We start from the raw sequence: 25,813 nt of genomic DNA on the forward strand, positions 1-25,813 counted from the left end.
TTTCTCATATAAAAGCCCTGGTTCAGAATCCTGAACCAGGGCTTTTTTTTATGTTCCGGTTTATTTTACTCTATCTGCCCATGATGATAAAGCCTTACCGGTAACTGGTCGGGGCATTCTTCCAGAAGTCTGCAGATCGATTTGCGAAGTGTAGGGTGAATAAAGTCCGGAAGGATTTCGGCCAGGGGCATGAGGGTAAAGCGGCGCAGGTGCAATTGCGGGTGCGGGATCGTCAGGCTGGGTGCGGTGCGGATATGTTGGTTATGAAAAAGAATGTCGATGTCGATGACCCGTGGGCCCCATTTTTCCAGGTGTACCCGTCCGATCATTTTTTCGATGCGTTGCGTTTCATGCAGCACTCTTTCAGGCAGCAATTCGGTTTGTAATTCCAGCACCTGGTTCAGAAAAGGTTCCTGGTCGGTGTAGCCCCAGGCCGCTGTTTCATAAACCGATGAGATTTTGGTTATAGGGCCTACCGATTCCTGTAAATAATGGATCGCTTTACTTAAATATTCCAGCCGGTCGCCAAGGTTACTGCCTAAAAGTAAAATAAGATCAGCCATTATTCAGGTTTTTACGGAAAAAGGATACGGTTTTTTCGGCTGCTTTTAAAGCATCAGCCGGTAATTCAGTTTTAGAATAAGGGTGCGATCCGCCAAAAGAATGGTCGGCGCCTGGTACGATGTAAACCTCAGCGTCCGGTTTTTGTTCGAGCAGTTCATACGCCCGGGAAACCGGAACCACCGGGTCCTGGGCGCCATGCACAATAAGCAAAGGTTGCTTTAAGGCCGCCGTAGCCTGTTTTACATCGAAGCGGTCCGGATTGGCGGCATAATCTTCGTAGAGCTGGTAATACAGCGGCATTTGTGCCTGGGTGCGGGTATTCAGGTTGTAAATTACGCCTTCCTGTTGCCAGCGGGCAATTACTTCTTCGCCCCAACCCGGGTTCATGTGGCTTACGCTTGCCCAGGTAGCCACAGCTTTTATGCGGGCATCTTCGCGGGCCTTTAAAAGCACCAGCCCGCCGCCCCGGCTATGCCCGATAATGCCGATCTGCTCCGGATCGATTTCTTCCCGGAAAGAACAGGATTCACCGGTCAGGTAATCGAGCAAAACCCCGAGGTCTGTCATTTCCAGCGAGAAATTATTATTGCCAAAAGCTTCCATATCAACCAGATCGTTACTTTCGGTGGTGGCGCCGTTGTGCGAAAGGTTCAGTTTTACAAAAACGAAGCCCTGACCGGCAAAATAATCGGCCAGTAAATTCCAGTAGCCCCAGTCTTTAAAGCCTTTAAAACCATGTACAAACACCACTACCGGTTTTGGTTTCCGGTCGGGTATAAAACAAGCATCGGCGCTGAAGGCCCGGCCGTGCGGCGGCTCCAGAATAAAAGGTATTTTCCTGATTTCGGACATAACAAAAGGGTTGAGAAAGGGAAATAAGAGAAATAATACGGGTTTTACAAATAGCGGGTTTGGAATACATACGGAAGGGTGGTAATATTGTACGTTCAAGAAAATGAAGATCAGCTTAAATCAGATTCAGGCCCCGATTGCCGCCGAAATGGAATTGTTCGAAAAGAAATTCCGGGCGAGTATGCAATCGCGCGTATTGTTGCTCGATAAAATAATGAGCTACATTGTAAAGCGCAAAGGCAAGCAGATGCGGCCGATGTTCGTTTTTTTTACCGCCAAACTCTGTCGCCACTGCGAAATTACCGACCCTACGTATCGCGGCGCGGCTTTAATTGAGTTGCTGCACACGGCCACCCTGGTGCACGACGATGTGGTGGATGGTGCCAATTATCGCCGGGGTTTCTTCTCGGTAAATGCCCTCTGGAAAAATAAAATTGCCGTTTTGGTGGGCGATTACCTGCTTTCCAAAGGCCTGCTGCTATCGCTCGAAAACAACGATTTCGACTTGCTGAAGATCGTAAGCAATGCCGTGCGCGAAATGAGCGAAGGCGAACTGCTGCAGATCGAAAAAGCCCGCCGCCTCGATATTACCGAAGAAGTTTACTTTGATATCATCCGCCAGAAAACCGCTTCGCTGATTGCTTCCTGCTGTGCCGTAGGCGCCGCTTCGGTAGATTCTTCGCCGGAAGTAATTGAAAAGGCCAGACTTTTCGGCGAAAAAGTGGGCATTGCGTTCCAGATAAAAGACGATCTGTTCGATTACGGCACTGCAGAAATTGGCAAACCGGTAGGCATCGACATCAAGGAAAAGAAAATGACCCTGCCGCTGATCTACGCCCTGCAACACACCGACTGGCTGACCAAGCGCAAAATGATCTACCTGGTTAAAAACAATGATGGTAAAAATGAGCGCGTAGCCCAGGTAATTGATTTCGTGAAGAAAAGCGGCGGCCTGGATTACGCTATTCAACGCATGAACCAGTTTCACCAGGAAGCCCTGGAAATTCTGCATACCTTCGAGCCATCGCCATCCCGCACTTCTTTAGAGCAACTCCTGGCTTACACCATTGAGCGGGAAAAATAGCCTGTCAAATCTGTTAAGAAGCCATCTCAAAAAAGCTGTCATCCTGAGCGATAGCGAAGGACCTTGTTGGCTCGTTGCATAAAAGCCAGAAACAGCGGTAATACCATTAGCCGAGAAGTTGTTTCGCTACCGCTACCTTTGGCAATCGTTTATGAGATAGAATTTACTCAGAAGAATTGAAGCCCTGATTAAACGGCTGTGAGAATTCCCGTTTTCCGGGTTTGCCATTTCCGAAGAATAAACCGGTTTACCGGCTCCTCGAACAGGTAATAGAGTCCGATGGAAATTACGTTCAGGATCAGGAAAATAAGGGATTTATTGTCGGTTACGTGGAAGTAAAAGACCTCGTACACCAAGCCTAAATGGATCAGGTAAAAAGCGTAGGAACTCCGGCCTAAAACCTGAGCAAGCTTGCTGCTCAATATCCGGGACAGACTTGTTCTTTCCGTAAGCAGTCCGTAGAACCACAGCACAATACCAATTGGCAGCACGAAATTGTTTACCAAGTTTATTATTTCAATGCCGCCGAGTACCGGAAGCATCTTTCCGTTCAGCCAGGAAAATACGCCGTAAAACAGCAGCAGGCACAATCCCCCCGCAATCGTAAATGTGCTTCCGTTATTTTCGAGAGACTTGTTAATTGCATTTTTCTGCATTTTCCGGGCCAGAAGGTAACCGCAATAAAACTCGAAGCAGCGGCCAAACAAGGTGCATTTCAGCATAAAGTTGGCGTTTACCATAAAAGACTTCGGTTCCCCCAGTTGCGCGAGAAAAACGATTGAAAGCCCCGCAAGCAAAATCAGCAAAACCGACCAAATCTTTAGTTTCCGGAAGACCAGGAACAGGAGCGGGGCGCCCAGGTAAAAGCATTCCTCCACCGTTAACGACCAGCCCTGGGCAATGCCGGTAAGCCGTTCAAACGCAAAGAAACCTTTCAGCAAGCTCAGGTTCAGGAACCAATGCCACGGATCGAAGTTTTTCTGCCAAAGCAATACGATTATACTCAGTACCAGGTAAAGCGGATAAATGCGGGCCACGCGCCGGAGGAAGTAGTTTCTAAAGGAAATGTTGCCGGCTGGCAAGGCTTCGGAATACCGGTAAGAGATCAGAAAGCCGCTTAAAACGAAGAAAATGCTTACGCCCATTTGCCCTGCATGCATGCTCTGGATAATAGGTTCCGGCAAAATGCCACGGCCGGGAAGCACGTGGTGCACGAAAACCAGGTAAGCCGCTAGCGCCCGGACGCCGGTAAGCGCCGGAAAATACTGGTTCTGGTTTACGGTGGCGGTTTTCAAGAAGGTTAGATTTTAAAACAATTGAAAAGAAAGCTACGCCAAAGCCGGTTCCGATTCCGGGAGCCTTTTAGCGGTTTTCCGTCGGATGTACTGGTTTACCGGTTCTTCGAAAAAATGGTAAGCTATGGCGGCTAAAACATTAATTATCAGGAAAATAATAAACTTGTTTTCGCTTACCTGAAAATAGAGCACCTCGAAAATAATACCGCCGTGCAGCAACGAAAAACTGAAGGAATTTTTGCCTAAAAACCGTACCGGTCTGGAACTTAAAACCCGGGAAACCAACGTAGTTTCGGTAAGCAACCCGTAAAAGAAAAGACAGACGCCGGCCGGAAAAACGAAATTGTTTATTAAAGTAGTAATGCCAACCGAAAAACCAGAAAACAAAACCACTTGCTGGTGCAGAAAATAAACGATCAGCAGCAGGCAGCTAAACATCCAGGCCATACCGGCAAAAGTCAGCCGGTACCACTTTTTCTTTGGTTGGCTTTTTAAGTCTTTTTTGCTGAAGTATTGTGCCAGCCGGTAACCGCAATAAAATTCGAAGCAGCGGCCGAAAAACGTGAAATCGAGCAAATATCCAACCGTGGGAACAAAGCCGGACCCGGGAAATTGCTTTCCGATAAAAACCAGGCCGAGGCCGAAAAGAAAAATAATCGCCAGGGTTTGCCAGGGAAACCGCCTGAAACCTATGAAAAGCAAGGGTGCGGTCAGGTAAAAACATTCCTCTACGGTCAGCGACCAAGCTTGGGAAACACCGCTGAAAAGATCGTGGTAGAAAAAGCTTTTCAGGAACGTGAAATTCAGAAACCAGTGCCAGCTGCTAAAATCGCCCTGCAACAAAAGCACCACCAGGGTAACCACGAGAAACAGGGGATAAATACGGGCAAACCGGCGGATGTAATACCGGCCGAAATTCTCCTTTGTAGTCTGAAACGAAGTGGCGTAGCGGGTAGAGATCACGAAGCTGCTGAGCACAAAAAACACCGCCAGGCTGCAATGCCCCGCCATCTTGATCATCATGAATAAAAAAGGCGGCAGGAATTCTTTGCCCACGTTCGTATGCCCCGCAAAAACCAGGTAAGCAGCAACCGCCCTGATGCCTGTTAAAGCAGGGAAATAGGTGGTGCGGGTTGAAGTAAGAGCAGCGCCTTGGGGCATGGTGTGAAATATCCTAATTCCAAAAATACGAAATTCAGGCTGAATAAACCGAAAGAACCGGTAAAAGCAGAGCCGCATTAAACATTGGCTTTCCGGCCGGGTTATAGACTTGCCGGGTAATTTAGAATGGTTCTAGGCAGGAAGAGGGGTCGGGGTTGGGCATTGTTTATATAAGATCGGCGCATATATAAATCCGATTCCGGTTTTACAGGCCTGATTAATAGCGTTTTTGGGTTTCGTTTTCAGATAAAATCCTGCTTTCGCCGTATACTTCTCCCGGCCGGGCAAACCTTAAATTAAATGTTGCTAATAAAAGCACATATTCCTTACATTTGCACCAGATAATTCAGAAAAATTAACTATAAAACGAATAAAACGATGGCATTCGATTTAGACATGATCAAGGCAGTGTATGCCGGAATGAATGATAAAATCTCCGCCGCGCGTGCAGCCGTTGGCCGCCCGCTTACCCTTACGGAGAAGATTTTATACACCCACCTTTATGAAGGAAAAGCAACCACTGCTTTCGAGCGCGGCAAAACGTACGTAGACTTTGCGCCGGACCGCGTAGCCATGCAGGATGCCACTGCCCAGATGGCGCTATTGCAGTTTATGCAGGCCGGTAAAGCCACGGCTGCCGTTCCTTCTACCGTACATTGCGATCACCTGATCCAGGCCCGCGTTGGCGCCGAATCTGATTTAGAGCAGGCGAATGCTGAAAATAAAGAAGTTTACGATTTCCTGGCTTCTGTATCGAATAAATACGGTATCGGATTCTGGAAACCAGGCGCCGGTATCATTCACCAGGTAGTTTTAGAGAACTATGCTTTCCCGGGCGGTATGATGATCGGAACCGATTCGCACACGCCAAATGCCGGTGGTCTGGGTATGATCGCAATTGGTGTTGGTGGTGCCGATGCCGTAGACGTAATGGCCGGAATGGCCTGGGAGCTGAAATTCCCGCGCGTAATTGGCGTGAAACTGACCGGTAAACTGAACGGCTGGACGGCTCCTAAAGATGTGATCCTGAAAGTAGCTGGTATCCTGACCGTAAAAGGCGGAACCGGTGCGATTGTAGAGTATTTCGGCGAAGGTGCGAATAGCATGTCTTGTACCGGTAAAGCTACCATCTGTAACATGGGTGCTGAAATTGGCGCTACTACTTCGGTATTCTCTTACGACCAGAAAATGAAAGATTACCTGGTAGGTACTGAACGCGCTGAAATTGCCATGCTGGCTGACCAGGTTGCCGAGCACTTACGCGCCGACGACGAAGTTTATGCCAACCCGGCTGCTTACTACGATCAGTTAATCGAGATCGATCTTTCTACCTTAGAGCCGCACGTAAACGGACCGTTCACGCCGGATGCGGCATGGCCGATCTCTGAATTTGCAGCTGCCGTTCGTACCCACGAGTGGCCGGCTAAACTGGAAGTAGGTCTGATCGGATCCTGCACCAACTCTTCTTACGAAGACATTACCCGAGCAGCTTCCATTGCCAAACAGGCTATCGACAAAGGCTTGACCGTAAATGCGGAATTTACCGTTACGCCGGGTTCTGAGCTGGTACGTTACACCGTAGAGCGCGATGGTTTATTAGATACGTTTGCCGAAATGGGCGGCGTGGTATTAGCGAACGCTTGCGGTCCGTGCATCGGCCAGTGGGCACGCCACACCGACGATCCGAAACGCAAAAACTCCATCATCACTTCCTTCAACCGGAACTTCGCCAAACGTAACGACGGTAACCCGAACACCCACGCGTTCGTGGCTTCACCGGAAATCGTAACGGCTTTTGCCATTGCAGGCGACCTTACTTTCAACCCGCTTACCGATACCCTTACAAACAAAAATGGCGAAGCCGTAATGCTGGATGAGCCAATGGGTATTGAGATGCCGGTGAAAGGTTTTGCTGTAGAAGATGCCGGTTACGTAGGTCCGGCCGTAGATGGCAGCCAGGTACAAGTAATAGTAGATCCGAATTCTGATCGTCTGCAGTTACTCGAAGGCTTCCAGCCTTGGAACGGCCAGGATCTGATGGGTCTTCGTCTGTTAATTAAGGCGCAGGGTAAGTGTACTACCGACCATATTTCCATGGCAGGCCCTTGGTTGAAATACCGCGGTCACCTGGATAATATTTCCAATAACATGCTTATCGGCGCTGTCAATGCGTTCAACGGCGAAGTGAACAGCGTGAAAAACCAAATGGTAAGCGGCAACCCTTATGCCGAAGTTCCAAGCGTAGCCCGCACCTATAAAGCAGCCGGAATTGGTTCTATTGTAGTGGGCGACGAAAACTACGGCGAAGGTTCTTCCCGCGAGCACGCGGCCATGGAGCCTCGTTTCTTAGGCGTACGCGCGGTATTGGTAAAATCGTTTGCCCGTATCCACGAAACCAACCTGAAAAAGCAGGGTATGCTGGCCTTAACTTTCGCCAACAAGGAAGATTACGACCGCGTACAGGAAGACGACCTGATTGATATCATCGGCCTGACCAGCTTCACGCCGGGTGTTCCGCTGAAAGTTGTTTTACACCACAGCGACGGTTCTTCCGATACCATCGATGTAAACCACACTTACAACGAAGGTCAGATTGCCTGGTTCAAAGCCGGTTCAGCCCTAAACCTGATCCGTTTACAAAGCCAGAGTGCTACTGCCTAAATCGCTATTATTTTAAATTGAAAAAGCCCGGTTGCTAATGCAGCCGGGCTTTTTATTTGAGGCAATTCTTAAATCTGGTTTAGTTAAATCGGGTATAAAAAATGCTAAGATTGCAGGCTGAAAAACTGCACTATCAGGCTTAATTCCAATTTTCATTGCCGTCTGCTTTAGCTGACGGTAGCAGAAAAGCCTGATTTTTGCAGCCAAACTTTTTGAAATGTTTGGCTGCAAAAATCAGGCTATTGTCATCTTCAAACAGCCTGCAATCCGTCAGCTAAAGCAGACGGCAATGAAGAGGTAGCATGAAAGCTTTGTGTCCAAAATGAGTTATTTAATAACCTGAACTTTGGCAGTATAGGTACGGGCAGCATTACTGATTTTTACAAAATACAAACCTGCCGGTAAGCCTGAAACATCAACATTTATTTTTCTATCGGCTTTTCCCTGCTTAACCGCTACTGTTTTGCCAACCGTATTCAGGAGCGTTAATTGGTACGCGCCGGTAAAATTTTCCTCCGGAAGATCGATCGTCAGGTTACGGGAAGCCGGGTTCGGGTAAACCTTGAACGGTAATTTGGCGAAGGCTGCTTTTTGCCCGGTAATAATTTTAATTCCTAAGGAATCGTAGCGGTTCTGGGCAGCCTGAGCACTTGCTTTCAGATCGTTGAAGCTGTCGCCGGCCAGGATGGCAAAAGCGACGGTAGCGCTGTCGCTTGGATTCAGATCAGGTAACTTACTGCCAATCAGGTGGGCTACATCGTTGCCGGAAGTTAAATTGCCGGCCATTTTACGGGCTACGCCGCCGGAAAGGGCCTGGTACTTTTCCGCATCCGTAAAACCATCGCTGATGTTAATGGTACCGGCCGGTGGAGTTCCGTTATCAAGGGCATAATAAGAAGGGGCGCCGGAAGTCAGGAGTTTTATGCCCGCAAATAAAGTATCCCGTTCAAAAATATAAACATAACCCATTTTTGTGGCAGAATCCCACAACGCCACGTTCCGGATCGGGTCAAAAACATCCCAGTCGGCAAACAGGCCCGCGTATAGGTTTGTGAGGGTATCTGCCTTCGCGTTCCGGACTTTATATTCCAGGATCACAAATTTATCGTTCGGGGCATTTTGCCAGGCATAGGCGTGGTAATCTATGGTCACACCAACGCTTGCGGCAGCAGTCGGATCATCCTGCATGCTGCCTTGCGCCTCCTGGTCGGCATACGGCGGGGTGTTTACGTAGCGGATGGCGTTGATCCGCTGAAAATTATTGTCCGGGGAGTTTGTTGCGTTCCGGATATTATCGGAAACCTTCGTAGGGGCGCTGCCAACCAAAAAACCGCCTTCCGAAAGCAGGTTCACTTTCTTGTACCGCACACTGGCGCCCTGTTCCGGGCTCATGTTCTGGAAACCGATATTGCCTTTGCTGGTAACTGTAACCGCTAATTTGTTGATATCTATGGTCAGGTAATCCGGATTGATTTGCAGTTCATAATACTGGTAATCGGTATAGCTGCCGTCGGAAAAACTAAAGCGAAGGATAAGTTTCTGGTTTAGCGGGGCATTGGGGTGAATGTGCACCTGGAAAGGTGTATTGTTGGAAATGGTACCCAGAGTTGCCATGGGGCCGGCGGCGAACGTATTCTGCACCACAGTCACATTCGGGGAAGGAGAGGAAAGCGTAACGGTAAGATTCGTTAACGGATCCAGGAAGTTTTTAAAATCAGCAAGAATATCTAAGGTATCGCCCGGGAAAATTTTATCTGCGGCCTGCAGGTTTAAATTGGTAAACCGTACCGATTTTACATTGGCAGCAGAAAGCGCTTTGGCCACATCCAGAATTCCGGAACCCAGCATTTCGGTGTAATTCGCATTGCCGGCCACGCTGTAAATTCCTGCATCGGCCGTAACCCGAAGGCGTTCGGCAATCTGAAGGGCATTGTATTGCGGGAATTTCTTTTTCACTAAAGCAGCAGCTCCGGCCACCATCGGGCAGGCAAAAGAAGAGCCGCCCACCACCGTGTAGGCGCTGTCGTGCACGTTGGCGGTAGTCCGGATGTTTAAGCCCGGAGCGGAAATATCTACCAGGTGGCTGAAAGTAGCATTCGTGGCTTTTACGTTCAGGTTGTTTAAACCGGCCACGGAAAGCACGTTGCTGTAAGAAGCCGGATAGAAATTAAGTTTGGCGTTGGTATTTCCGGCGGCAGCCACCACCACCGCATTCCGGTTTATGGCTGCATAATTAATAATGTCCTGCTCATAGAAAGAGAACGGCGCCCAGCCACCCCACGACAAATTGATCACGTCGCAATTATGGTCGGCCGCGTACACGATGCCTTCGTAACCGGCAAAAGAAAAGGGGTTGCTGCTGCTTGTATAAATTTTTATGGGCAGGAACTTGCTGTTAAAGCCTACCCCGGCCACGCCCCTGCCATTATGGGTAGAAGCGGCGGCCACCCCGGTCACGTTTATGCCGTGGCCCTGAAGAAAAGGCGTAGCATCGTTGTCTTCATCGGCAATATCCCAGCCCCGGAAATTATCCACGTAGCCATCGTTGTCGTTATCGAGACCATCGATCGGATCGGCATAATTATATTTCAGGTTCGTGCGGAGGTCTTTATGCGTGTACCGGATGCCGGTATCCAGAATGCCGATCACAATAGAAGTATCGCCTTTTTCAAAGTCCCAGCCCCGGTATGCTTTAATATTTTTTAAGTGATACTGGGTTGTTGTGGCCATCGAATCGGCCATTGGGTCGTTGGGCTGGTAAAGGAGCGGGTAAAAGCGTAACGGTTCGGCATATTCCACTACGCCGGTGGCCAGGATCGCCTGCCGGGCTTTATCCAGAGAAACCGTATTGTTTAAATTTAGCTGGTAGATCAGTGAAATGTCAACCGCATCGGCTTTGCCTTCAGGTAAAAATCCTTTTGGGTATTTCCGCACCAGACCGGTAGCCTGTAAGGTTGCCAGTGTTTCCTGCAGCTTCCGGAGGTTTATGCCATCGCTGGTAATGTTGCGTTTGTACTCGGGTTTAAGTTTAAATACCAGTTTTCCGGGGATATTCCGGGCTTCCTGGGCGTTGGCGGGAAGAAGGCCGAAAGTGGTGATAATGAGACAAAGAAAGGAGTAGAAATACCGCATAGAGGCAAAGTTTTATAAATAATCTTAGCTTTGATGAAATTTTAGTGAATATATAGGTAAATTGTAAATTTCTAATAAAACTGGTAGGTTAAATACTTATCAGCTAAATTTAGGTTTCAAAATACGGAGCCGGAACTTACGAATTTCATTTCTAAAAATAACAAAACTATTTTATTATTAATACTATGAATAATCTGAAAGAAAAACACCAGGCATCGTTGGATGCTGCTATAAAAGCGCTGCACGAACGTACGTTCTATTCCATTTTCCCGGAAAACCCGTCGCCGGAGATCTACGGCGAAAATGCCGACAAAGAAGGCCGCGAAAAATACAAAAACACCCTGAATAAGAATTTTGCCGAACTGCTGCAGGAAAGCCCGGAAAACTGGGTAGGGCAGGAGGAATCGCCGTACACCCAGGAAAAGCTGGGCGTGAAATATCCGTTCTTTTCCCCTGAAACGCTGATTAATCGTGCGGAAGCTGCTTTTCACCAGTGGCGGAAAGTTTCCCCTTCCGACCGGGCTGCCCTGCTGGTAGAATCGCTGGAGCGTTTGCGGAGCCGGTTCTTCGAGATCGGTTACGCCACCATGCACACCACTGGCCAGGCATTTATGATGTCGTTCCAGGCCTCCGGTCCGCACGCTGCCGACCGCGCGTTAGAGGCCGTTGCCACCGGCCTGGAAGAACAAACCCGCTATCCGGAGCAGGCCAGCTGGGAAAAACCGATGGGCAAATACAGCCTTCGCCTGAATAAAACCTGGAAAGCTGTGCCGAAAGGAATTGCCCTGGTAATTGGCTGCTCCACTTTCCCGACTTGGAACACCGTGCCGGGCATGTATGCCAGTCTGGTTACCGGTAACCCGGTTATCGTGAAACCGCACCCGAAAGCTGTATTGCCAATTGCCATTATTGTTGCCGAAGTGCAGAAAGTGCTGCAGGAAAACGGCCTGGATCCGAACATCTGCCAGTTAGCCGTAGATGCCGACGACCGCCTGATCGCCAAAGAATTAGCCGAAAACCCGAAAGTAAAAGTGATCGACTATACCGGCGGTACCGAATTTGGTAACTACCTGGAAAACCTGCCGGGTAAGATCGTATTCACCGAAAAAGCCGGGGTAAACTCCATTATCCTCGATTCGATGAACGACCTGGATAAAGTGGCGCAAAACCTGGCTTTCTCTTTAACCCTGTATTCGGGCCAGATGTGTACCGCGCCGCAAAACTTCTTTATCCCGGAAACCGGCGTAAATGTGAACGGCGAAATAGTGCCTTACGAAACGGTAGCTCAGAAACTTGCCGATGCGGTAACTGCTTTGGTAAATAACCCGAAAGCCGGTCCGCACGTGTTGGGCGCCATTCAGAACCCGCTTACCGAAAACCGCGTGAAAGACATGGCTTCCATTAAAGGCCGGAGCGTGCTGGATTCCTGCCAGGTACAAAACCCGATGTTCCACGAAGCTCGTACCTGTTCGCCGGTAATCTATGAAGTAAATGCTACCGACAAAGAAGTGTACAGCAAAGAGCTTTTCGGCCCGATCGCTTTATTAATTAAAACCCGGAATACCGACGAAAGCATTGAACTGGCGAAAGAAATGGCTATGGAGCACGGCGCAATTTCCTGTGGCGCTTACACCACCGATCCGGAAACGAAGGAAAGAATCATGGACGAAATGAGTCTGGCCGGCACCCCGGTAAGCTTCAACCTGACCGGCGGCATTTACGTGAACCAGAATGCCGGTTTCTCCGACTTCCACGTAACCGGCGGCAACCCGGCCGGAAACGCCTCCATCACCAACCCGGAGTTTTTAATTAAACGCTTTACCTGGGTAGGTTTCCGCGAGCCGGTTGCTTAATTTTAGAATTGCTGATTGTTAATTGTTAATTGTTGATTGGTAATTTCTGAAATTTGTAATTTCTGATTGGTAATTGATGATAGGTAATTGATGATGGAAGATATCTGAAAGCTATCTCAAAACTAACTGTCATCCTGAGCGCCAGCGAAGGACCTCGTTGGCGCTCAGCACTAAGCCAGATTTAAGGGGTGTACCAAGAGCTGACGAGTTGTTACGTTATCGCTCAACATGACAGCCATTTATAAGTTTGTACCAACTCAAAACAGTATCATATTAATAGAAAAACCTGCCGCTCAAGAACGGCAGGTTTTTCTATTATAAATCAATTAACAATCAGCAATCAACAATTAAACAATTCTACATTTTTCCGCCGGCAATCAGGCCACGTAAATCTTCGCCCAGGTTTTCGATGTTCTTTTTAATTTCGTCCCAGGCCGATTGGCTTTTTTGTTCCGGGGAGCTCATTTTTTCGGCAATCTTAGCGCGTTTGGCTTCCAGGGCAGCAATGTGTTCGTGGTAGGTATGGTTGGAATCGGCTGTGGTAGCATTGGCGCGGGCTTGCAGGGTTTTGATCTTATTGTCGAGTTCTTCCAGGCTTTTCCTGATCTCTGCCTCCGTTAAATTCTCGGGAGCGCGCATGTTTTCCGGTTTTAAGTTATACGTGTCCATGGTTTGTTTGCTTTTAGGTTTTGCGCCGAAAACGGTACCGTTTTCGGCTTAAAACCTAATACTGCCTTTAGGCTTAAAAGGATATAGTTACGCTTCGGGTTTCAGGTTTACTTCCCCACATTGTTTTTTTAAGGTTGTACAAGTGCCAGCGGATTCAGACTTTATTTCAATGGTCTGGTGGCTTGTGCAATGGATTATTCCTTTGAAAAGAAGTAATTTGGTTTGAAATACAGGGGGAGAACCCCTACATTTGTTTTCTGAAAAGGGCAGTTGCGACTTCTATATTTTCCGGATTTTGGGAGGTATAAATGATTGGATGAGTTTCCTTTTTAAAGATAGAAACAGGAATTTGTGACGGAAAAAGATGGGAGAAACAACCAAACCGCTTAATTTAATTTTACTGGTAGACGACGACGATGTTACCAATCTGGTGAATTCCCGTTTGCTTACCAACATGAAAGTTGCCAATGAGATAAAAGCTGTCCGGAATGGCAAAGAGGCGCTGGAGTTTTTAAAAGAAGCCTGCAGCGAAAATCCGAAACCTGGTTTTGTTTGCCCGGATCTGATCTTTCTGGATATTAAAATGCCGGTTATGGACGGCTTTACTTTTCTGGAAAAATATGCGGAAGAAGGGTTCGACAGACTCGACCATGTAATAATTCTAATGCTTACTTCTTCGGCCAGCTTTTACGATCTGGAAAAGCTCAAGAACTATACGAAAGTGAAAAAGCACCTTTCCAAAGCGCTTTCCGAAGCCGATGTAAGGGAAATTCTGAAAAACTATTTTGCTCATAAACAAAACAAAAAACCACAGGCTTAACTGTGGTTTTTTGTTTTACCGGCTATCTAATTCTTCTGAAAAGTTGGTTGGAAATAACTGCCTCTCTGCTTTAGTCCCCAAGCTGTTTGGAGTCTTCCAGAGGATGACTTCAAACTATGAATGAAAAACAGGGTCTCCGACCCGGCTCTTCAGGTATAAAAGTTGATTGATTGGCAATCGGCTTTCACCTGCTCCCTTTAATTCAGCTGCCGTTTTTCATAGCTAACAGGAAGTCAGAGACTTCCCATTTCATTTTGAATTTGAAGTCGACCTGCGGAAGACTCCAAATAGCATACCATAGCCGTTAAGCTAAGCTAATTTATTGGGTCATCCCGAACACAAGTGAGCGCGAGGAAGCGCGAAACTTGCGAGCGGAGCTCTGAGGGAACTTATGCAGCCGCATATTTAAAATTAAACGGTAAGACAAATCGTGCTACGCTCGCTTTGTCATAGAGGTATGTATAGGTTTCCTCGGCGTTGCTCGGAATGACCAGCTTTTCTTCTTAGCTTGACGGCTATAGTGTTTTCACCAACAACCATGCTTCAGCCTGCTTTTACCCGACAAATAAAACTTTATCTGCTCTAGGCTATTACTTCGGAAAGGGGCCAGGTAAAATAGAATTGCGAACCCCGTCCCGACGATTCCACCCAGATCGCTCCGCCTTTTTCTTCGGTAATTTTCTTAATTATAGATAAACCCAGACCGGTATTCTCCGAGGTTAACCCGCTTCCCAAGGCTTCGAATTGCCTGAAAATGATTCCCTGATTTTTCGGATTAATGCCGGGGCCATCGTCGGCTACCATAAACCGGAGGAATTTCCCTTCTGCTTCGCAACCAATCCGGATGCTGCCTTTGGCCAGGTCGTGGTGCTTTATGGCGTTGTTAATGAGGTTGTTAAAGATCTGCCGCAAGAATATTTCTTCGGTGTATAGCGTTGGCAGATTTTCGGGTATTTCTATCTCAAAATTATCCGGAATGTTCAGGAAGGAAGTTACCTCGTAAAGCAGGCTTTGCACCTGCACTTCTTTTTTCGGTAGTTTGTTTTTCCCGGCCAGCGAATACGATAAAATATCCAGGATCAGGTTATCCATCCGGTCCGTCTGGTTTACCACTAGGTTCAGAACCGGGGGAATTTCTTCTATGGCACCCATTTTCAGGTAGGCCTCCAGGAGCATGGCCAGCCCTTTTATGTTTTGCAGCGGCGACCGCAGATCGTGCGAAACAATGTGGGCAAACGCATCGAGTTCCTGATTTTTGCGCTGCAGCAGGTCGTTTTTTGCTTCCCTTTCGGCCAGCAGGGTAGTAACTTCCTCGTTCGACGAAAGCAATTCCAGGTTCAGGCGCTTGATTTCGTGCAGCTGGCTTTCGGTTTCCAGGTTCTTTACCCGGAGTTCCTCCAGCAAATGGATCAGCTTCATGTTCTGATCCTTGATCTCGGCGTAAGGCGAAATTTCCGAATCTTGGGCAAAGTCTTCCACCCAGTTATCGATCACGGCTTTGGAAATAATGGGATGGTTGGCCGGAATCCTTTTTTTTAACTTTACCCGCGTCCCTTTTTCGTCTTCCGACTCAATGCTGAAACTGTCTACTAATTTACGGGCGTTGGAAATACCCATTCCCCGGCCGGAAAAGGTGTTTCCCGGATCCAGGTACAGGTCCAGGTTCCCGATGCCGCGCCCGCGATCGGCAATATAAGCTTCCAGGTACAAAAGGCCGTAATCGTCGGTTATATTGAACTGAATGCTGCCTTCGCCTACGAATTCAACTACATTCCGGCAGATTTCCGAAACCGCGGTGGCAAATTTGGTTTGATTGGCCAGCGCAATGCCGCATCGTTCGGCTAGTTGCATGGCCCGTTTATAGGCCAGCACCACATCCAGTTCGTTGCTGATATTTATTTTGGCAATGCTACGCTGCATACTTAAATCTTCGGTTTGGTAACGATCACCAGGGTGTCGTCGGTTCCCCGGCTGAAATCGCGGTATATTACTGCCGCAATCAGGTTCGGGTCGTGGCGGTGCAGGTCCGGGTAACGGGTAAGGTCCATGCGCGATTTTATGCCGTCGGAGTGAAGCACCATCAGGCGGCCGGCCTGCCATTCGGTACGCTGGTTATGCACCGTATGCGGAATATTATGGCCTAAGATACCGTTATAGGAAACCAGGTTTTTAATTACGGTATAACTGCTGTGGCTGAAGATCTTCCCGGTAATGTTGCCGATGCCGCAAAAATCCAGTTCGCCTTCGCGGGTGTTTATTTTTACCACTGCGCCAACCGCTCCCCGCGTTTTCCGGATGTCGGCGTGCAGCTCCCGCATCATTTCGGCCGGGGAAATGTTTCGGCTTTTCAGAAAACTGGCAACTCCCTTCGAAGCGGCTTCGTTGGCGTCCGGTCCATGGCCCAGGCCATCTAAAGCCAGTATGTAGGTCTTACCGTCTATCTGCCGGCAGTACCAGCCATCGCCGCACACGGTTTCGCCGTTTTTGGCCACCATCACGCTGCCAATCTCCAGTTTGGGGGGCTTGGAAATCTGGGTTTCCGGGTGAACGGGTTTGAAAATACGGGAAAGCAAAATGGTGCCGGTTTCGGGGCGGGAATAATAATCGAAAAACGAAGACTGCCTTTTTATCGCGCCCAGGCCTTCGCCGGAGGAACCATACGTAGAAATGCCGTCTTCCATCATCCGCTCCGGATTGGCCATGCCTGGTCCGTGATCGATGCAGATGATCTCGATGCCTTTCAGATCCGGATCGGTGGGTTTAACCAGTATTTCGCCGCCGGTGGTAGCGTGCCGCACCAGGTTGGTAGCCATTTCCGACACCACAATGTTTATTTTGCCGAGCTCGGTTTCTGAAAACCCGTAGGTTTCGGCCAGCTTGGTAATGTCGCGCTTTACCAGGCTCAGGTAACTACGGTCGGCCAGCACAAAGCGCTGGTGTTGGTTAACGTCCATTTTTCCAGTGTGTAATGGTAACGGTGGTGCCTTCGCCGGGTACGCTTTTAATGCTGAATTCGTTTACCAGCCTTTTGGTGCCCGGTAAGCCCAGGCCCAGGCTTTTGCCCGTAGAAAAGCCGTCTTTCATGGCCAGGTCGATGTCTTTAATGCCGGGACCCTGGTCTTCGAAGGTAAGCCGCACGCCGGTCTGGCCGTTCCTGCTGATCAGTTCCAGCAAAACTTTGCCGCCGTTGGCGTACTTCAGCATGTTCCGGACCAGTTCGCTGGCCGCGGTAATCAGCTTGGTTTGGTTTACCAGGCTCATGCCGATTTTGGTAGCCAGCTCGCGCACGCGGTTCCGGAACGGAACCACATCCTGCTCCCGCAAAATCGGCATCGAATCTTTAGAGATCTGTATCATCGGCGGGCTCCTGGTATTCTTCCTGATTTAAGAGGTTAAGCCCGATCTTATTCTGAAGAAGCTCCATTCCCTTTTCTACGTTCAGGGCAGTATGCACCCCTTGTAGTGTAAGGCCTAATTCTACCAGCGTAATGGCTACGGCCGGCTGCATACCCACAACAACGGTTTCGGCATCCATAATCCGGGACATGGAGGCAATATTCCCCAGAATGCGGCCCATGAACGAATCTACAATGCTTACTGCCGAAATGTCGATTAAAACACCTTTTGCTTCGGTTTTGCTTACCATGGTAATCAGATCGTTTTCCAGGTTAAGCGCCAACCGGTCGTAAAGGTCAACTTGAATGGTCACCAGCAAAAAGGGGCCCATTTTCAGGATCGGTATTCTATCCATCTATATTACAGCAATGAAATTTTTGATCTTCTATCCATTTTTTTTACTTCTACGCCCATCATGTCGTAAGCAAGACGGAGGGCGCTGGCCAGCGAGGCTTTGGTTTTTATGTTGCTCAGGTCTATGCCCAGGTGCACAATGGTTTGCGCAATTTCGGCCCTGATCCCGCTGATAATGCATTCGGCGCCCATTAAACGGGTGGCGCTTACGGTTTTAATTAAGTGCTGGGCCACCAGCGAATCTACGGCCGGTACGCCGGAAATATCCAGAATGGCAATGCTGCTGCCGGTAGCCACAATTTCCTGCAACAGGTTTTCCATTACGATCTGGGTACGGGCGCTGTCCAGGGTTCCAATGATCGGCAATGCCAGAATGCCTTCCCAAACCCGGATAACCGGCGTAGAGATCTCGTTTATTTCGTCGGTCTGGCGCAGGATCACTTCCTCACGGCCTTTAATAAACGTCTCGAAGGTGAAAATGCTCAGGCTGTCGAGCAGGTTATTTACCAGAATTATTTCCTTATAAAGTATTTCCGGCTGGCTTTTAAATTCTTTTTCCAGGGCATCGAAAAGGCTTTGTTTCAGGCTGAGCACAAACGTACCGGTTTCGCGCGGGGAGTAACCCCGCCGGGCCCGCATCACCGAAATTTCCCCTAAGGTATCGCGGATCGGTTCAAATTCCCGGGCATTTATATCGTTCATGTTGCCGCTTTCCAGTGCATTTAAAAAGCTGTCGAGTAATTGTTCCGATTGGCCATGAAGTTCTTCCATGTTCATCAGGTCGTCGCGCAAGTCTTCGTCTGTCAGCTGGTATTTCATCCAGCTTTCAAGGATCTGGGCTTTATTCTTTCTTATTACTTTCGACGTAGCATTTTTCATAACAATAGGGAAGTTGATGTTAAGGTTGGTGAGGCTGATTTTTATGGGCAACTGCCGCCGTAATGCGTCAGATGCACTTTTCGAGCGCTTAAAGGTAGGGATTTAATGCGGTATCAGAAATTTTCAAGCGGTGTTTTAAACATTTTTTGTGGTTGCCGGTTGCGGGTAGTTGCCAGGCAAAAACAACCGTAAAGTTCAAATTTCCGGTTTAGAAAAGGCAGGCAGCAATTGCCAGTTTATGAAAGGAGTGCATTCTATGCAGTTAAGTTCTTTTGCTGAGCAGCGTTTTAAACCTTTTTTGGTTTTCCTGGTTAAAACGCTATCGTTTCAGTTTAAAAAAGGAGAAGCTATGAAAACTTTATACCGGGCCGAAGTAACGGCCAAAGGAGGCCGTAGCGGTCATGTAAAATCTTCAGATGGCATTATTGATATGAAGGTGGCTTTGCCGGAAGGCCTGGGAGGCAACGGTGGGAGCACCAATCCCGAACAGCTGTTTGCCGCCGGCTATGCTGCCTGTTTTCAGAGCGCCTTGCTGGTGGCAGCCGGCCGGCAGCACGTGCATTTAGATCCGGAAAGTACCGTTACGGCCCATGTAGATTTAAACCAGGTAGACGATGGCGCTTACAGCCTGGGAGTAACCCTGGATGTAGATCTGAAGGGATTCGATAAAGACAAAGGCCGGCAGATCGTAGAAGAAGCGCACCGCATTTGTCCGTATTCGGTAGGTACCCGCGGGAATGTGGATGTGAAACTGAATGTGCATTAGTAAAACCTCACAGGTCTCCGAGACCTGTGAGGTTTAGATACCTTCATGAAAAATAATTAAGGAACGTGCCTGGGTACGTTCATTTTTGTGTTTAAAACGCTACCATTTCAGGTTAAAAAGTAAAGGCTGTTTTGGTCTCTTGCAATTTCCGGGAATTGTGTTAATTTTACTACCCTGCAAATGGTTTCCATTGGCATTTTTGTTTGTAAGGATAGTTTTAGAGCATGATTCAGTCTTTTGCATTACTCGGGTTTCTGGTGTGGCAGTTTCTGGCAACGGCGCCGGTTAAAAGTTTGTACCTGGCCAAAGACGCTACCATTCATTTTAAGTCCGATGCCCCACTGGAACTCATTGAGGCTACTTCTACCAAAATGAAGGGCGTACTGAAGCCGGACGACCAGACCTTTGCCTTTTCGGTGCCCAACAATACCTTCGAAGGGTTTAACAGCGCCTTGCAGCGGGAACATTTCAACGAAAATTACATGGAGTCGAATAAATTCCAGAACTCCACTTTTACCGGGAAAATTATTGAAGATGTTCCTTACGATACCGATGGCACCTACACGGTTCGGGCCAAGGGCAAACTAAACGTACACGGCGTGGAGCAGGAGCGGATCATTAAAGCTACCATCCAAATTAAAAAAGGCACGATAACTATTACCTCGAACTTCACCGTGCCGCTGGCCGATCATAATATCACCATTCCCAAGATCGTGTACCAGAAAATTGCCGAAGAGATTTCGGTTACCGTGAATGCTGTTTTCCTGCCGCAATCTTAATTCCCGGAAATGCGCTTTTTAAGGTGGTGTTCGGTTCTGTTTTTTTTGTTGCCGCTCCTGGTTTCCGGGCAGCAGCTACAATTAAACACCCGCACCTTCGAATACCAGAACGAACTCCTGAAAGTTAAAAAGCTCTACCAGGATCAGGATGGCTTTATCTGGCTTGGCACCGCGCAAGGACTTTTCCGCTTCGACGGCCTGAAACCGGAACCGTATCGGTTAGCCAGTAAAAAGCCCCTTCCTTCGGTTTCCGCGCTTTTCCAGGACAAGCAAAAACAACTCTGGATCGGTTGCGATAATGGGAAAATTTACCGCTTAGTAAACAACCAACTTCAGGCTTTCAGCCCCGAAGAAGGAACGCCCAAAGAAGCCATTCTCGATATTGAGGAAGACGCCAAAGGTAATATCTGGTTTGCTACTTACGGCGAAGGCATTTACGTCTGGATAAAGAACCGCCTTTACAACCTGAACACCGACGACGGCCTGCCGGACGATTATATTTATTCGCTGGCACGGGATGCTTACGGTCAGATCTGGGCGGGAACCGATCGCGGCATTGCCGTTTGTAATTTCAGTACCGATAAGAAAGCGATCCGGAAAATTGGTGCGGCCCAGGGGCTTTCCGATAATATTGTAACGGCATTGGCCCCATGCCCGGCCCGCAAAACGATTTGGGCAGGCACGTATTCCGGCGGCTTTTGCCGGATCGATGCGGCTACGCTGAAAATTTCAAACTTCCCGGCTTCGCAAAACTGGCAGGAGGGAGGCGTGAAAGCGCTGCTGCCTACCGGCAGTTCCTGCATCATCGGTACGCACGGCCGCGGCCTCTGGAAATTCGATCCTACAGAGCCTGAGCGGTTAATTTCCTTAAACAACGATGCCGCTTCAACCAGTTTAAGAATTACCGACCTGATAACCGATGCCGAAGGTACCATGTGGGTTGCCGGCAATGCTCCCGAAGTGCTGACAGCCTTCCCAAACCTTCGCTTTTTAGAAACGGCCAAGGGCGTAAAACCAACGGGCGTTCAGGCGGTGCTTACCGGCAGGAACGGCAATATCTGGTTCAGCACGGAAGAAGGTTTGTTTTGTGCCCGAAAGCAGTTGCAGGGATTAAAAGTAGAACCGGCATTCATGGAGCAGCCCTTCCGGAAATTCAAGATCATCAGCCTTTACGAAGACGTTCATGGGCTTTTGTGGATCGGGACGTTTGGCGGCGGTCTTTTCCTGGCCGATCCGGTTTCGAAAAAGGTAAGGCAATTCACCGAAAAAGACGGCCTGATAAACGACAACGTATTATCGATAGCCGGCACGAAAGAGGAAGTCTGGCTGGCTACCCTGGGCGGCGCTTCCCGCTGCCGGATACAGCCGGAAAATAAAGCGCTGAACACACCACTAAACTTCGAGAATTTTAACCAGCGCGACGGCATCGGCTTTAATTACATTTACCAGGTATTCATCGATTCTAAAAAGCAGGTCTGGTTTGCTACCGACGGCAAAGGCCTGATAAAACTCCAAAACGGCCGCTTCACCCGGTTCACCGAAAAAAATGGCCTGATTTCCCGCACCGTTTATTCCGTTGCCGAAACGAAAGATGGAAGCCTGTGGGTAAGCGCCCCGAAAGCCGGTATCTTTAAATTCAACGGAACGGTTTTTAAAAATTTCGGGCTGAAGGAAGGCTTACGCGACCCGGACATCAGCAGTCTGGCTACGGATAAGTTCGGGAACCTGCTCATTTTGCATAAAAAAGGAATGGACGTGCTGGAACCGGCTACGGGAAGAATTTCGTACCTGGGCGAAGAACGGGGCCTGAAAATGAAAGATCCGAACCTGAATACGGTCAGCCGCGATGCTGCCGGACCGGTATGGTTTGGCGCCGAAAAAGGTTTGGCTGCTTATCAACCGGAAAAAGCGGAACTGCCGGTTTCGCCGCAAATGCGCCTGACCAGCGTGCAGCTCTTTCTGAAGCCTCTTGGGCAAAACGCGCAACCTTTGGCCTACGACGAAAACCACATCACGTTCGAATACGCCGGCCTTTGGTACCAGGCGCCCGCCGATGTTTCTTACCGCCTGAAACTGGAAGGCTACGACCGCGAATGGATCCTGTCGAATAACCGGAGCATTACCTACCCCAAGCTTCCGCCCGGAAAATACACCTTTAAAGTTAGCGCTTCGGCCACCGGTAATTTTTCTAATGCCCCGGTGCAAACCTATACCTTTACTATTGAAAAGCCTTTCTGGAATACGATGTGGTTTTACCTGGCAAGCCTGGCCGGGGCGGGTAGCTTGTTGTTCGGCTTTATTAAAAGCCGGGAAAAGCGCCTGAAAAAAGCCGAACGCCTCGAGAAAGACAAGGTAATGTTTCAGTTCGAAACGCTGAAGAACCAGGTAAACCCGCACTTCCTTTTCAACAGTTTCAACACCCTGATCGGCATTATCGAAGACGACCAGGAGGCCGCGGTGGAGTACGTGGAAAAGCTATCGGACTTCTTCCGCGACATCCTGGTTTACCGCGAGAAAGATACCATTACCGTACGCGAAGAACTGGTGCTTATTCAGAATTATTACTTTCTGCAGCAAAAACGCTACGGTTCCAACCTGAAGCTGGAAGTAAAGGTGCCGGATTCGGTTCAGGAGTTACGTATTGCCCCACTCACCTTGCAGCTGCTCGTGGAAAATGCCATCAAGCACAACGTGGTTTCCAGAAGCAAACCTTTAATGGTAGAAATTGGGGCGGAAGCAGAAAATTACCTGGCCGTACGCAATAACCTGCAACCTAAAAAACAAGCCGAAAGATCGACCGGCATTGGTCTTGCGAATATACGGAACCGTTACGCCATTTTAGGCAAACGCCCCGTGGTCATAAATCAAAACGATATCCTTTTTGAAGTAAAAGTCCCACTATTTTATCCTGAGTAGTTATGAATGTATTACTGATTGAAGATGAAGAAGCGGCGGCACAACGCATGCAGAAGCTTTTGCGGCAACTCGATCCGGAGGTGAATATCCTGGAAGTTACCGACAGCATTGAAAGCACTGTAAGCTGGCTGAAGAGTAATCCGGCGCCCGAGCTGATTTTCTCCGACATCCACCTGGCCGACGGTTCCAGTTTTGAGGTTTTCCGGGAAGTGGAAGTTACCGCACCCATTATTTTTACCACCGCCTTCGACCAGTACGCCCTGGAAGCCTTCAAACTCAACAGCATCGATTACCTGCTGAAACCGGTGAAACTGCCCGAACTGGAAAAGAGCCTGGAGAAATGGAAAAAGTTGCAAACGCCTGCTCAGAAACCTGCTATCGATTACCAGCAACTGCTGCAGGCGCTGCAACCCAACCTACCCAAGACCTTCCAGAAACGCCTGGTGATCCGCTACGGCGCCAACATTAAAACGGTAGAAGTAGCCGATATTGCCTATTTCTTCACCCAAGAAAAAATTACATTCCTGAACACGTTTGAAAACAAGAAGCTGCCAGTAGATAATACCCTGGATGAACTGGAAGACGTGCTCGATCCGGCTCAATTTTTCCGCATCAACCGGCAGTTCATCATCAACGTGAAAGCAATTGGCAGCATGTACAGCTATTCCAAATCGCGGGTAAAGATCGAGCTGAATCCGCCCTCCGATATTGAAACTATTGTGAGCACGGAACGGTCCTCTTCCTTTAAAAGCTGGCTGACGGGGAAGTAACATTCATGAAACTTAAATTTTGAAGAAGTACTACTTTGAAGGTTAATCCTGTAAAAATAATCATCCGGTCATCCCGACGGCAGGAGGGATCTCATCAGGTTGGTAGGGCTTTTATTCAGACTGTACTACTTGTTTCATTTTCATATTAGCTGGTCTAAGTTTATAACTGAGACCTATTTATGATCTGAAGTTTTTAACTTCAGTAAGGCGAAGCCTCATAAGGGTTATTGAAGGATATTTGAATGTAGCCTAATTTTAAACTGTAGTGCTTTGGCCTGTGAGACACAGGCCAAGGAGATTTTTGATTTAAAATGTAGCGGTACTGTAATCTCCGGCCTTATATTATCCGAAAAAAAATTGAAGCCCATTAAAAGCTGCCTTCCGGTAGAACCGGAATTTTCCCGTTCAGAAGATGCTTTTACCGGTTCAGCAATATTCAGTTCTTTTTAATAATTAAAGGCAGCAACTTAGACGTAGAAATCCGAAGCAAACGGCAATCAATTGATTTATGAATAGAAGTTTGCCGAAGAAAGAAAGCAGCAGCGGATAAAAGTTAATTACAGGAACAACAATCAGGAATATGCCCATGGTACGTTTTTCGGGAAAGTTATGGAAGGCCGGCCTGATGCTGATGTGGCTTGCCGTTACGATAAGCTGCAAGCACGAAATCCCGGTACAGCCGGAAAATCCGGCTAATCCCAATAATCCGAACAACCCGAATAATCCGGGGCAGCTTTGCGATCCGAACACCGTTTATTTTGAGCGCGACGTGTTGCCTATCCTGCTTTCGAACTGTACCATGAGCGGTTGCCATAACGCCAACGACCGGGAAGAAGGCGTGGTGCTGGATTCCTACAACAGCGTGATGACCAGCAATGCCGATGTGCGTCCCGGTGATCCTGAAGGAAGCGACCTGTATGAGCGTATCACGGAAACCGATTCCCGGAAACGGATGCCTTATAACCGACCACCCCTTTCGGCGGCAAACATCGAAACGATAAGAAAATGGATTGCCCAAGGCGCTAAAAACGAAACCTGCTCGACCGTTACCTGCGATTCTACCAACGTAACGTATTCCAGAACCATTTTCCCGATCATTCAATCTAACTGTTTAGGCTGCCACAGCGGCGCTTCGGCTTCCGGCGGTCTGAATTACAGCACGCACGCCGGTTTGGCTGCCGTTGCCCGGAATGGCCGGTTGGTAGGCGCTGTTTCGCATAAAGCCGGTTACAAGTCCATGCCTCAGGGCGGAAATAAACTATCCGATTGTAACATTACACTCATTAAAAAATGGGTGCGCGACGGCGCTTTGAATAACTGATGCTATATGTAGAAGGAAAGTCCCCCTTTGGAGGGGGTAGGGGGAGGATTTTCACAATATTCGATTTTAAATACTGCCTCAGCAATTCGTGGTTTTACTCCACACTTCGAATGAGAATAAGAAAGATATCGGAGGACAGTGCTTTGCATAACTAACATCATGAAGCAATATTTCTTAATAATTATTGGTGCGCTGCTGCTGGTTTTGCCCGGTTGCTATTACGACGTGGAAAGCGAGCTGTACCCAAAGAACCTGAATACAAGCGCTTGTGATTCCACGGCTGTAACCTACCAGACCAAGGTGCTGCCCATTATTCAGGCAAATTGCTATGCCTGTCATGCGGGTTCGGCTGAAGGCGGTGGGAATATCCTGCTGGAAGGCTACGCCAACCTGCAGAAAGTGGCTTCCGACGGAAGGTTGTACCGCGCCGTTTCGCACACCGGGCCTTCCCCGATGCCGAAAGGCGGCAACAAACTTTCAGCTTGCGATATTGAAACGATAAACCGCTGGATCCAAATCGGAATCCCAAACAATTAGAAGA

General features: G+C 48.5%; 22 protein-coding genes. 10 read left to right on the forward strand and 12 right to left on the reverse strand.

Going from position 1 to position 25,813, the window contains the following annotated elements; genetic code table 11:
• Positions 1-65: 65 nt before the first annotated feature.
• Together folK and F0P94_RS08920 are read right to left on the reverse strand one after the other, a co-directional pair.
• Positions 66-563 (reverse strand): 2-amino-4-hydroxy-6-hydroxymethyldihydropteridine diphosphokinase, encoded by a 498-nt coding sequence (gene folK, locus F0P94_RS08915; protein WP_150903536.1) that lies wholly within the window; start codon positions 561-563, stop codon positions 66-68.
• On the reverse strand, positions 556-1,416 hold the full coding sequence (locus F0P94_RS08920; protein ID WP_150903537.1) for an alpha/beta hydrolase family protein: 861 nt from the start codon (positions 1,414-1,416) through the stop codon (positions 556-558). The genes folK and F0P94_RS08920 overlap by 8 nt, the downstream gene beginning before the upstream one ends.
• Positions 1,417-1,519: 103 nt before the next feature.
• On the opposite strand from F0P94_RS08920, the gene F0P94_RS08925 reads away from it, so the two are divergent.
• Positions 1,520-2,500 (forward strand): polyprenyl synthetase family protein, encoded by a 981-nt coding sequence (locus F0P94_RS08925; RefSeq protein ID WP_150903538.1) that lies wholly within the window; start codon positions 1,520-1,522, stop codon positions 2,498-2,500.
• A gap of 188 nt (positions 2,501-2,688) precedes the next feature.
• Here the strand turns inward: F0P94_RS08925 and F0P94_RS08930 are convergent, their stop codons facing one another.
• Positions 2,689-3,795 (reverse strand): acyltransferase family protein, encoded by a 1,107-nt coding sequence (locus F0P94_RS08930; protein WP_150903539.1) that lies wholly within the window; start codon positions 3,793-3,795, stop codon positions 2,689-2,691.
• Between the two features lie 33 nt (positions 3,796-3,828).
• Entirely contained in the window at positions 3,829-4,956 is a 1,128-nt protein-coding gene (locus F0P94_RS08935; protein WP_191906981.1) for an acyltransferase family protein, read from the reverse strand.
• A 378-nt stretch (positions 4,957-5,334) separates the two neighbouring features.
• Between F0P94_RS08935 and F0P94_RS08940 the strand changes: the two genes are divergently transcribed.
• The gene (locus F0P94_RS08940) at positions 5,335-7,617 is read left to right on the forward strand and encodes an aconitate hydratase (protein ID WP_150903541.1); all 2,283 of its coding nucleotides are present in this window, start codon (positions 5,335-5,337) and stop codon (positions 7,615-7,617) included.
• A gap of 12 nt (positions 7,618-7,629) precedes the next feature.
• Here F0P94_RS08940 and F0P94_RS08945 read toward each other — a convergent pair whose 3' ends face one another.
• Together F0P94_RS08945 and F0P94_RS08950 are read right to left on the reverse strand one after the other, a co-directional pair.
• Positions 7,630-7,824: a hypothetical protein gene (locus F0P94_RS08945; protein ID WP_150903542.1), complete on the reverse strand. Its 195-nt coding sequence runs from the start codon at positions 7,822-7,824 to the stop codon at positions 7,630-7,632.
• Between the two features lie 120 nt (positions 7,825-7,944).
• A complete protein-coding gene (locus F0P94_RS08950) occupies positions 7,945-10,749 on the reverse strand; it encodes a S8/S53 family peptidase (protein WP_150903543.1) in 2,805 nt (934 codons plus the stop codon).
• Positions 10,750-10,934: 185 nt separating this feature from the next.
• Here F0P94_RS08950 and paaN point away from each other — a divergent pair, with 185 nt between their 5' ends.
• Positions 10,935-12,602: a phenylacetic acid degradation protein PaaN gene (gene paaN, locus F0P94_RS08955; RefSeq protein ID WP_150903544.1), complete on the forward strand. Its 1,668-nt coding sequence runs from the start codon at positions 10,935-10,937 to the stop codon at positions 12,600-12,602.
• Positions 12,603-12,959: 357 nt separating this feature from the next.
• Here paaN and F0P94_RS08960 read toward each other — a convergent pair whose 3' ends face one another.
• Entirely contained in the window at positions 12,960-13,271 is a 312-nt protein-coding gene (locus F0P94_RS08960) for a sll1863 family stress response protein (RefSeq protein WP_150903545.1), read from the reverse strand.
• A 364-nt stretch (positions 13,272-13,635) separates the two neighbouring features.
• Here F0P94_RS08960 and F0P94_RS08965 point away from each other — a divergent pair, with 364 nt between their 5' ends.
• Positions 13,636-14,091 carry a response regulator gene (locus F0P94_RS08965; RefSeq protein WP_150903546.1) on the forward strand — a complete coding sequence of 152 codons (456 nt, stop codon included), beginning with the start codon at positions 13,636-13,638 and terminating at the stop codon, positions 14,089-14,091.
• A 582-nt stretch (positions 14,092-14,673) separates the two neighbouring features.
• Here F0P94_RS08965 and F0P94_RS08970 read toward each other — a convergent pair.
• From F0P94_RS08970 to F0P94_RS08990, 5 genes are read right to left on the reverse strand one after another with little or no spacing between them, the layout of a single operon-like run.
• Positions 14,674-16,011, reverse strand: coding sequence for a sensor histidine kinase (locus tag F0P94_RS08970; RefSeq protein WP_150903547.1), 1,338 nt, complete (start codon positions 16,009-16,011; stop codon positions 14,674-14,676).
• 2 nt (positions 16,012-16,013) lie between these two features.
• The gene (locus F0P94_RS08975) at positions 16,014-17,045 is read right to left on the reverse strand and encodes an ATP-binding protein (protein ID WP_150903548.1); all 1,032 of its coding nucleotides are present in this window, start codon (positions 17,043-17,045) and stop codon (positions 16,014-16,016) included.
• Positions 17,035-17,448, reverse strand: a complete 414-nt coding sequence (locus F0P94_RS08980; RefSeq protein ID WP_225307170.1) for an anti-sigma regulatory factor — start codon at positions 17,446-17,448, stop codon at positions 17,035-17,037. Before F0P94_RS08980 ends, F0P94_RS08975 begins: the two co-directional genes overlap by 11 nt.
• Entirely contained in the window at positions 17,432-17,842 is a 411-nt protein-coding gene (locus F0P94_RS08985) for an STAS domain-containing protein (RefSeq protein ID WP_150903549.1), read from the reverse strand. Before F0P94_RS08985 ends, F0P94_RS08980 begins: the two co-directional genes overlap by 17 nt.
• Positions 17,843-17,847: 5 nt before the next feature.
• Complete coding sequence (locus tag F0P94_RS08990) at positions 17,848-18,720, reverse strand: STAS domain-containing protein (RefSeq protein WP_150903550.1); 873 nt, start codon at positions 18,718-18,720, stop codon at positions 17,848-17,850.
• Positions 18,721-19,069: 349 nt separating this feature from the next.
• Here F0P94_RS08990 and F0P94_RS08995 point away from each other — a divergent pair, with 349 nt between their 5' ends.
• The 6 genes from F0P94_RS08995 to F0P94_RS09020 all read left to right on the forward strand — a co-directional run bounded on the left by F0P94_RS08995 (position 19,070) and on the right by F0P94_RS09020 (position 25,809).
• A complete protein-coding gene (locus F0P94_RS08995) occupies positions 19,070-19,486 on the forward strand; it encodes an organic hydroperoxide resistance protein (RefSeq protein WP_150903551.1) in 417 nt (138 codons plus the stop codon).
• Positions 19,487-19,710: 224 nt separating this feature from the next.
• Entirely contained in the window at positions 19,711-20,265 is a 555-nt protein-coding gene (locus F0P94_RS09000) for a YceI family protein (protein ID WP_150903552.1), read from the forward strand.
• A 45-nt stretch (positions 20,266-20,310) separates the two neighbouring features.
• A complete protein-coding gene (locus F0P94_RS09005; protein ID WP_191906982.1) occupies positions 20,311-23,181 on the forward strand; it encodes a sensor histidine kinase in 2,871 nt (956 codons plus the stop codon).
• Positions 23,182-23,183: 2 nt separating this feature from the next.
• On the forward strand, positions 23,184-23,951 hold the full coding sequence (locus F0P94_RS09010; protein ID WP_150903554.1) for a LytR/AlgR family response regulator transcription factor: 768 nt from the start codon (positions 23,184-23,186) through the stop codon (positions 23,949-23,951).
• A gap of 586 nt (positions 23,952-24,537) precedes the next feature.
• Entirely contained in the window at positions 24,538-25,272 is a 735-nt protein-coding gene (locus F0P94_RS09015; protein ID WP_191906983.1) for a c-type cytochrome domain-containing protein, read from the forward strand.
• A gap of 159 nt (positions 25,273-25,431) precedes the next feature.
• Positions 25,432-25,809, forward strand: coding sequence for a hypothetical protein (locus tag F0P94_RS09020; protein ID WP_150903556.1), 378 nt, complete (start codon positions 25,432-25,434; stop codon positions 25,807-25,809).
• The last annotated feature ends 4 nt before the right edge of the window (positions 25,810-25,813 follow it).

The organism is Adhaeribacter soli (genome assembly GCF_008727925.1).
Taxonomy (GTDB): Bacteria; Bacteroidota; Bacteroidia; order Cytophagales; family Hymenobacteraceae; genus Adhaeribacter_A; species Adhaeribacter_A soli.

Bases quoted from the DNA above. Each gene is read 5' to 3' on its own strand.
- F0P94_RS09020 (WP_150903556.1), top strand. From the start codon at position 25,432: ATGAAGCAATATTTCTTAATAATTATTGGTGCGCTGCTGCTGGTTTTG.
- F0P94_RS08985 (WP_150903549.1), bottom strand. From the start codon at position 17,842: ATGGATAGAATACCGATCCTGAAAATGGGCCCCTTTTTGCTGGTGACC.
- F0P94_RS08940 (WP_150903541.1), top strand. From the start codon at position 5,335: ATGGCATTCGATTTAGACATGATCAAGGCAGTGTATGCCGGAATGAAT.
- F0P94_RS08980 (WP_225307170.1), bottom strand. From the start codon at position 17,448: ATGATACAGATCTCTAAAGATTCGATGCCGATTTTGCGGGAGCAGGAT.
- F0P94_RS09010 (WP_150903554.1), top strand. From the start codon at position 23,184: ATGAATGTATTACTGATTGAAGATGAAGAAGCGGCGGCACAACGCATG.
- F0P94_RS08935 (WP_191906981.1), bottom strand. From the start codon at position 4,956: ATGCCCCAAGGCGCTGCTCTTACTTCAACCCGCACCACCTATTTCCCT.
- F0P94_RS09000 (WP_150903552.1), top strand. From the start codon at position 19,711: ATGATTCAGTCTTTTGCATTACTCGGGTTTCTGGTGTGGCAGTTTCTG.
- F0P94_RS08920 (WP_150903537.1), bottom strand. From the start codon at position 1,416: ATGTCCGAAATCAGGAAAATACCTTTTATTCTGGAGCCGCCGCACGGC.
- F0P94_RS08950 (WP_150903543.1), bottom strand. From the start codon at position 10,749: ATGCGGTATTTCTACTCCTTTCTTTGTCTCATTATCACCACTTTCGGC.
- F0P94_RS08975 (WP_150903548.1), bottom strand. From the start codon at position 17,045: ATGGACGTTAACCAACACCAGCGCTTTGTGCTGGCCGACCGTAGTTAC.
- F0P94_RS08970 (WP_150903547.1), bottom strand. From the start codon at position 16,011: ATGCAGCGTAGCATTGCCAAAATAAATATCAGCAACGAACTGGATGTG.
- F0P94_RS08960 (WP_150903545.1), bottom strand. From the start codon at position 13,271: ATGGACACGTATAACTTAAAACCGGAAAACATGCGCGCTCCCGAGAAT.
- F0P94_RS08995 (WP_150903551.1), top strand. From the start codon at position 19,070: ATGAAAACTTTATACCGGGCCGAAGTAACGGCCAAAGGAGGCCGTAGC.
- paaN (WP_150903544.1), top strand. From the start codon at position 10,935: ATGAATAATCTGAAAGAAAAACACCAGGCATCGTTGGATGCTGCTATA.
- F0P94_RS08990 (WP_150903550.1), bottom strand. From the start codon at position 18,720: ATGAAAAATGCTACGTCGAAAGTAATAAGAAAGAATAAAGCCCAGATC.
- F0P94_RS08925 (WP_150903538.1), top strand. From the start codon at position 1,520: ATGAAGATCAGCTTAAATCAGATTCAGGCCCCGATTGCCGCCGAAATG.
- folK (WP_150903536.1), bottom strand. From the start codon at position 563: ATGGCTGATCTTATTTTACTTTTAGGCAGTAACCTTGGCGACCGGCTG.
- F0P94_RS09015 (WP_191906983.1), top strand. From the start codon at position 24,538: ATGGTACGTTTTTCGGGAAAGTTATGGAAGGCCGGCCTGATGCTGATG.
- F0P94_RS08965 (WP_150903546.1), top strand. From the start codon at position 13,636: ATGGGAGAAACAACCAAACCGCTTAATTTAATTTTACTGGTAGACGAC.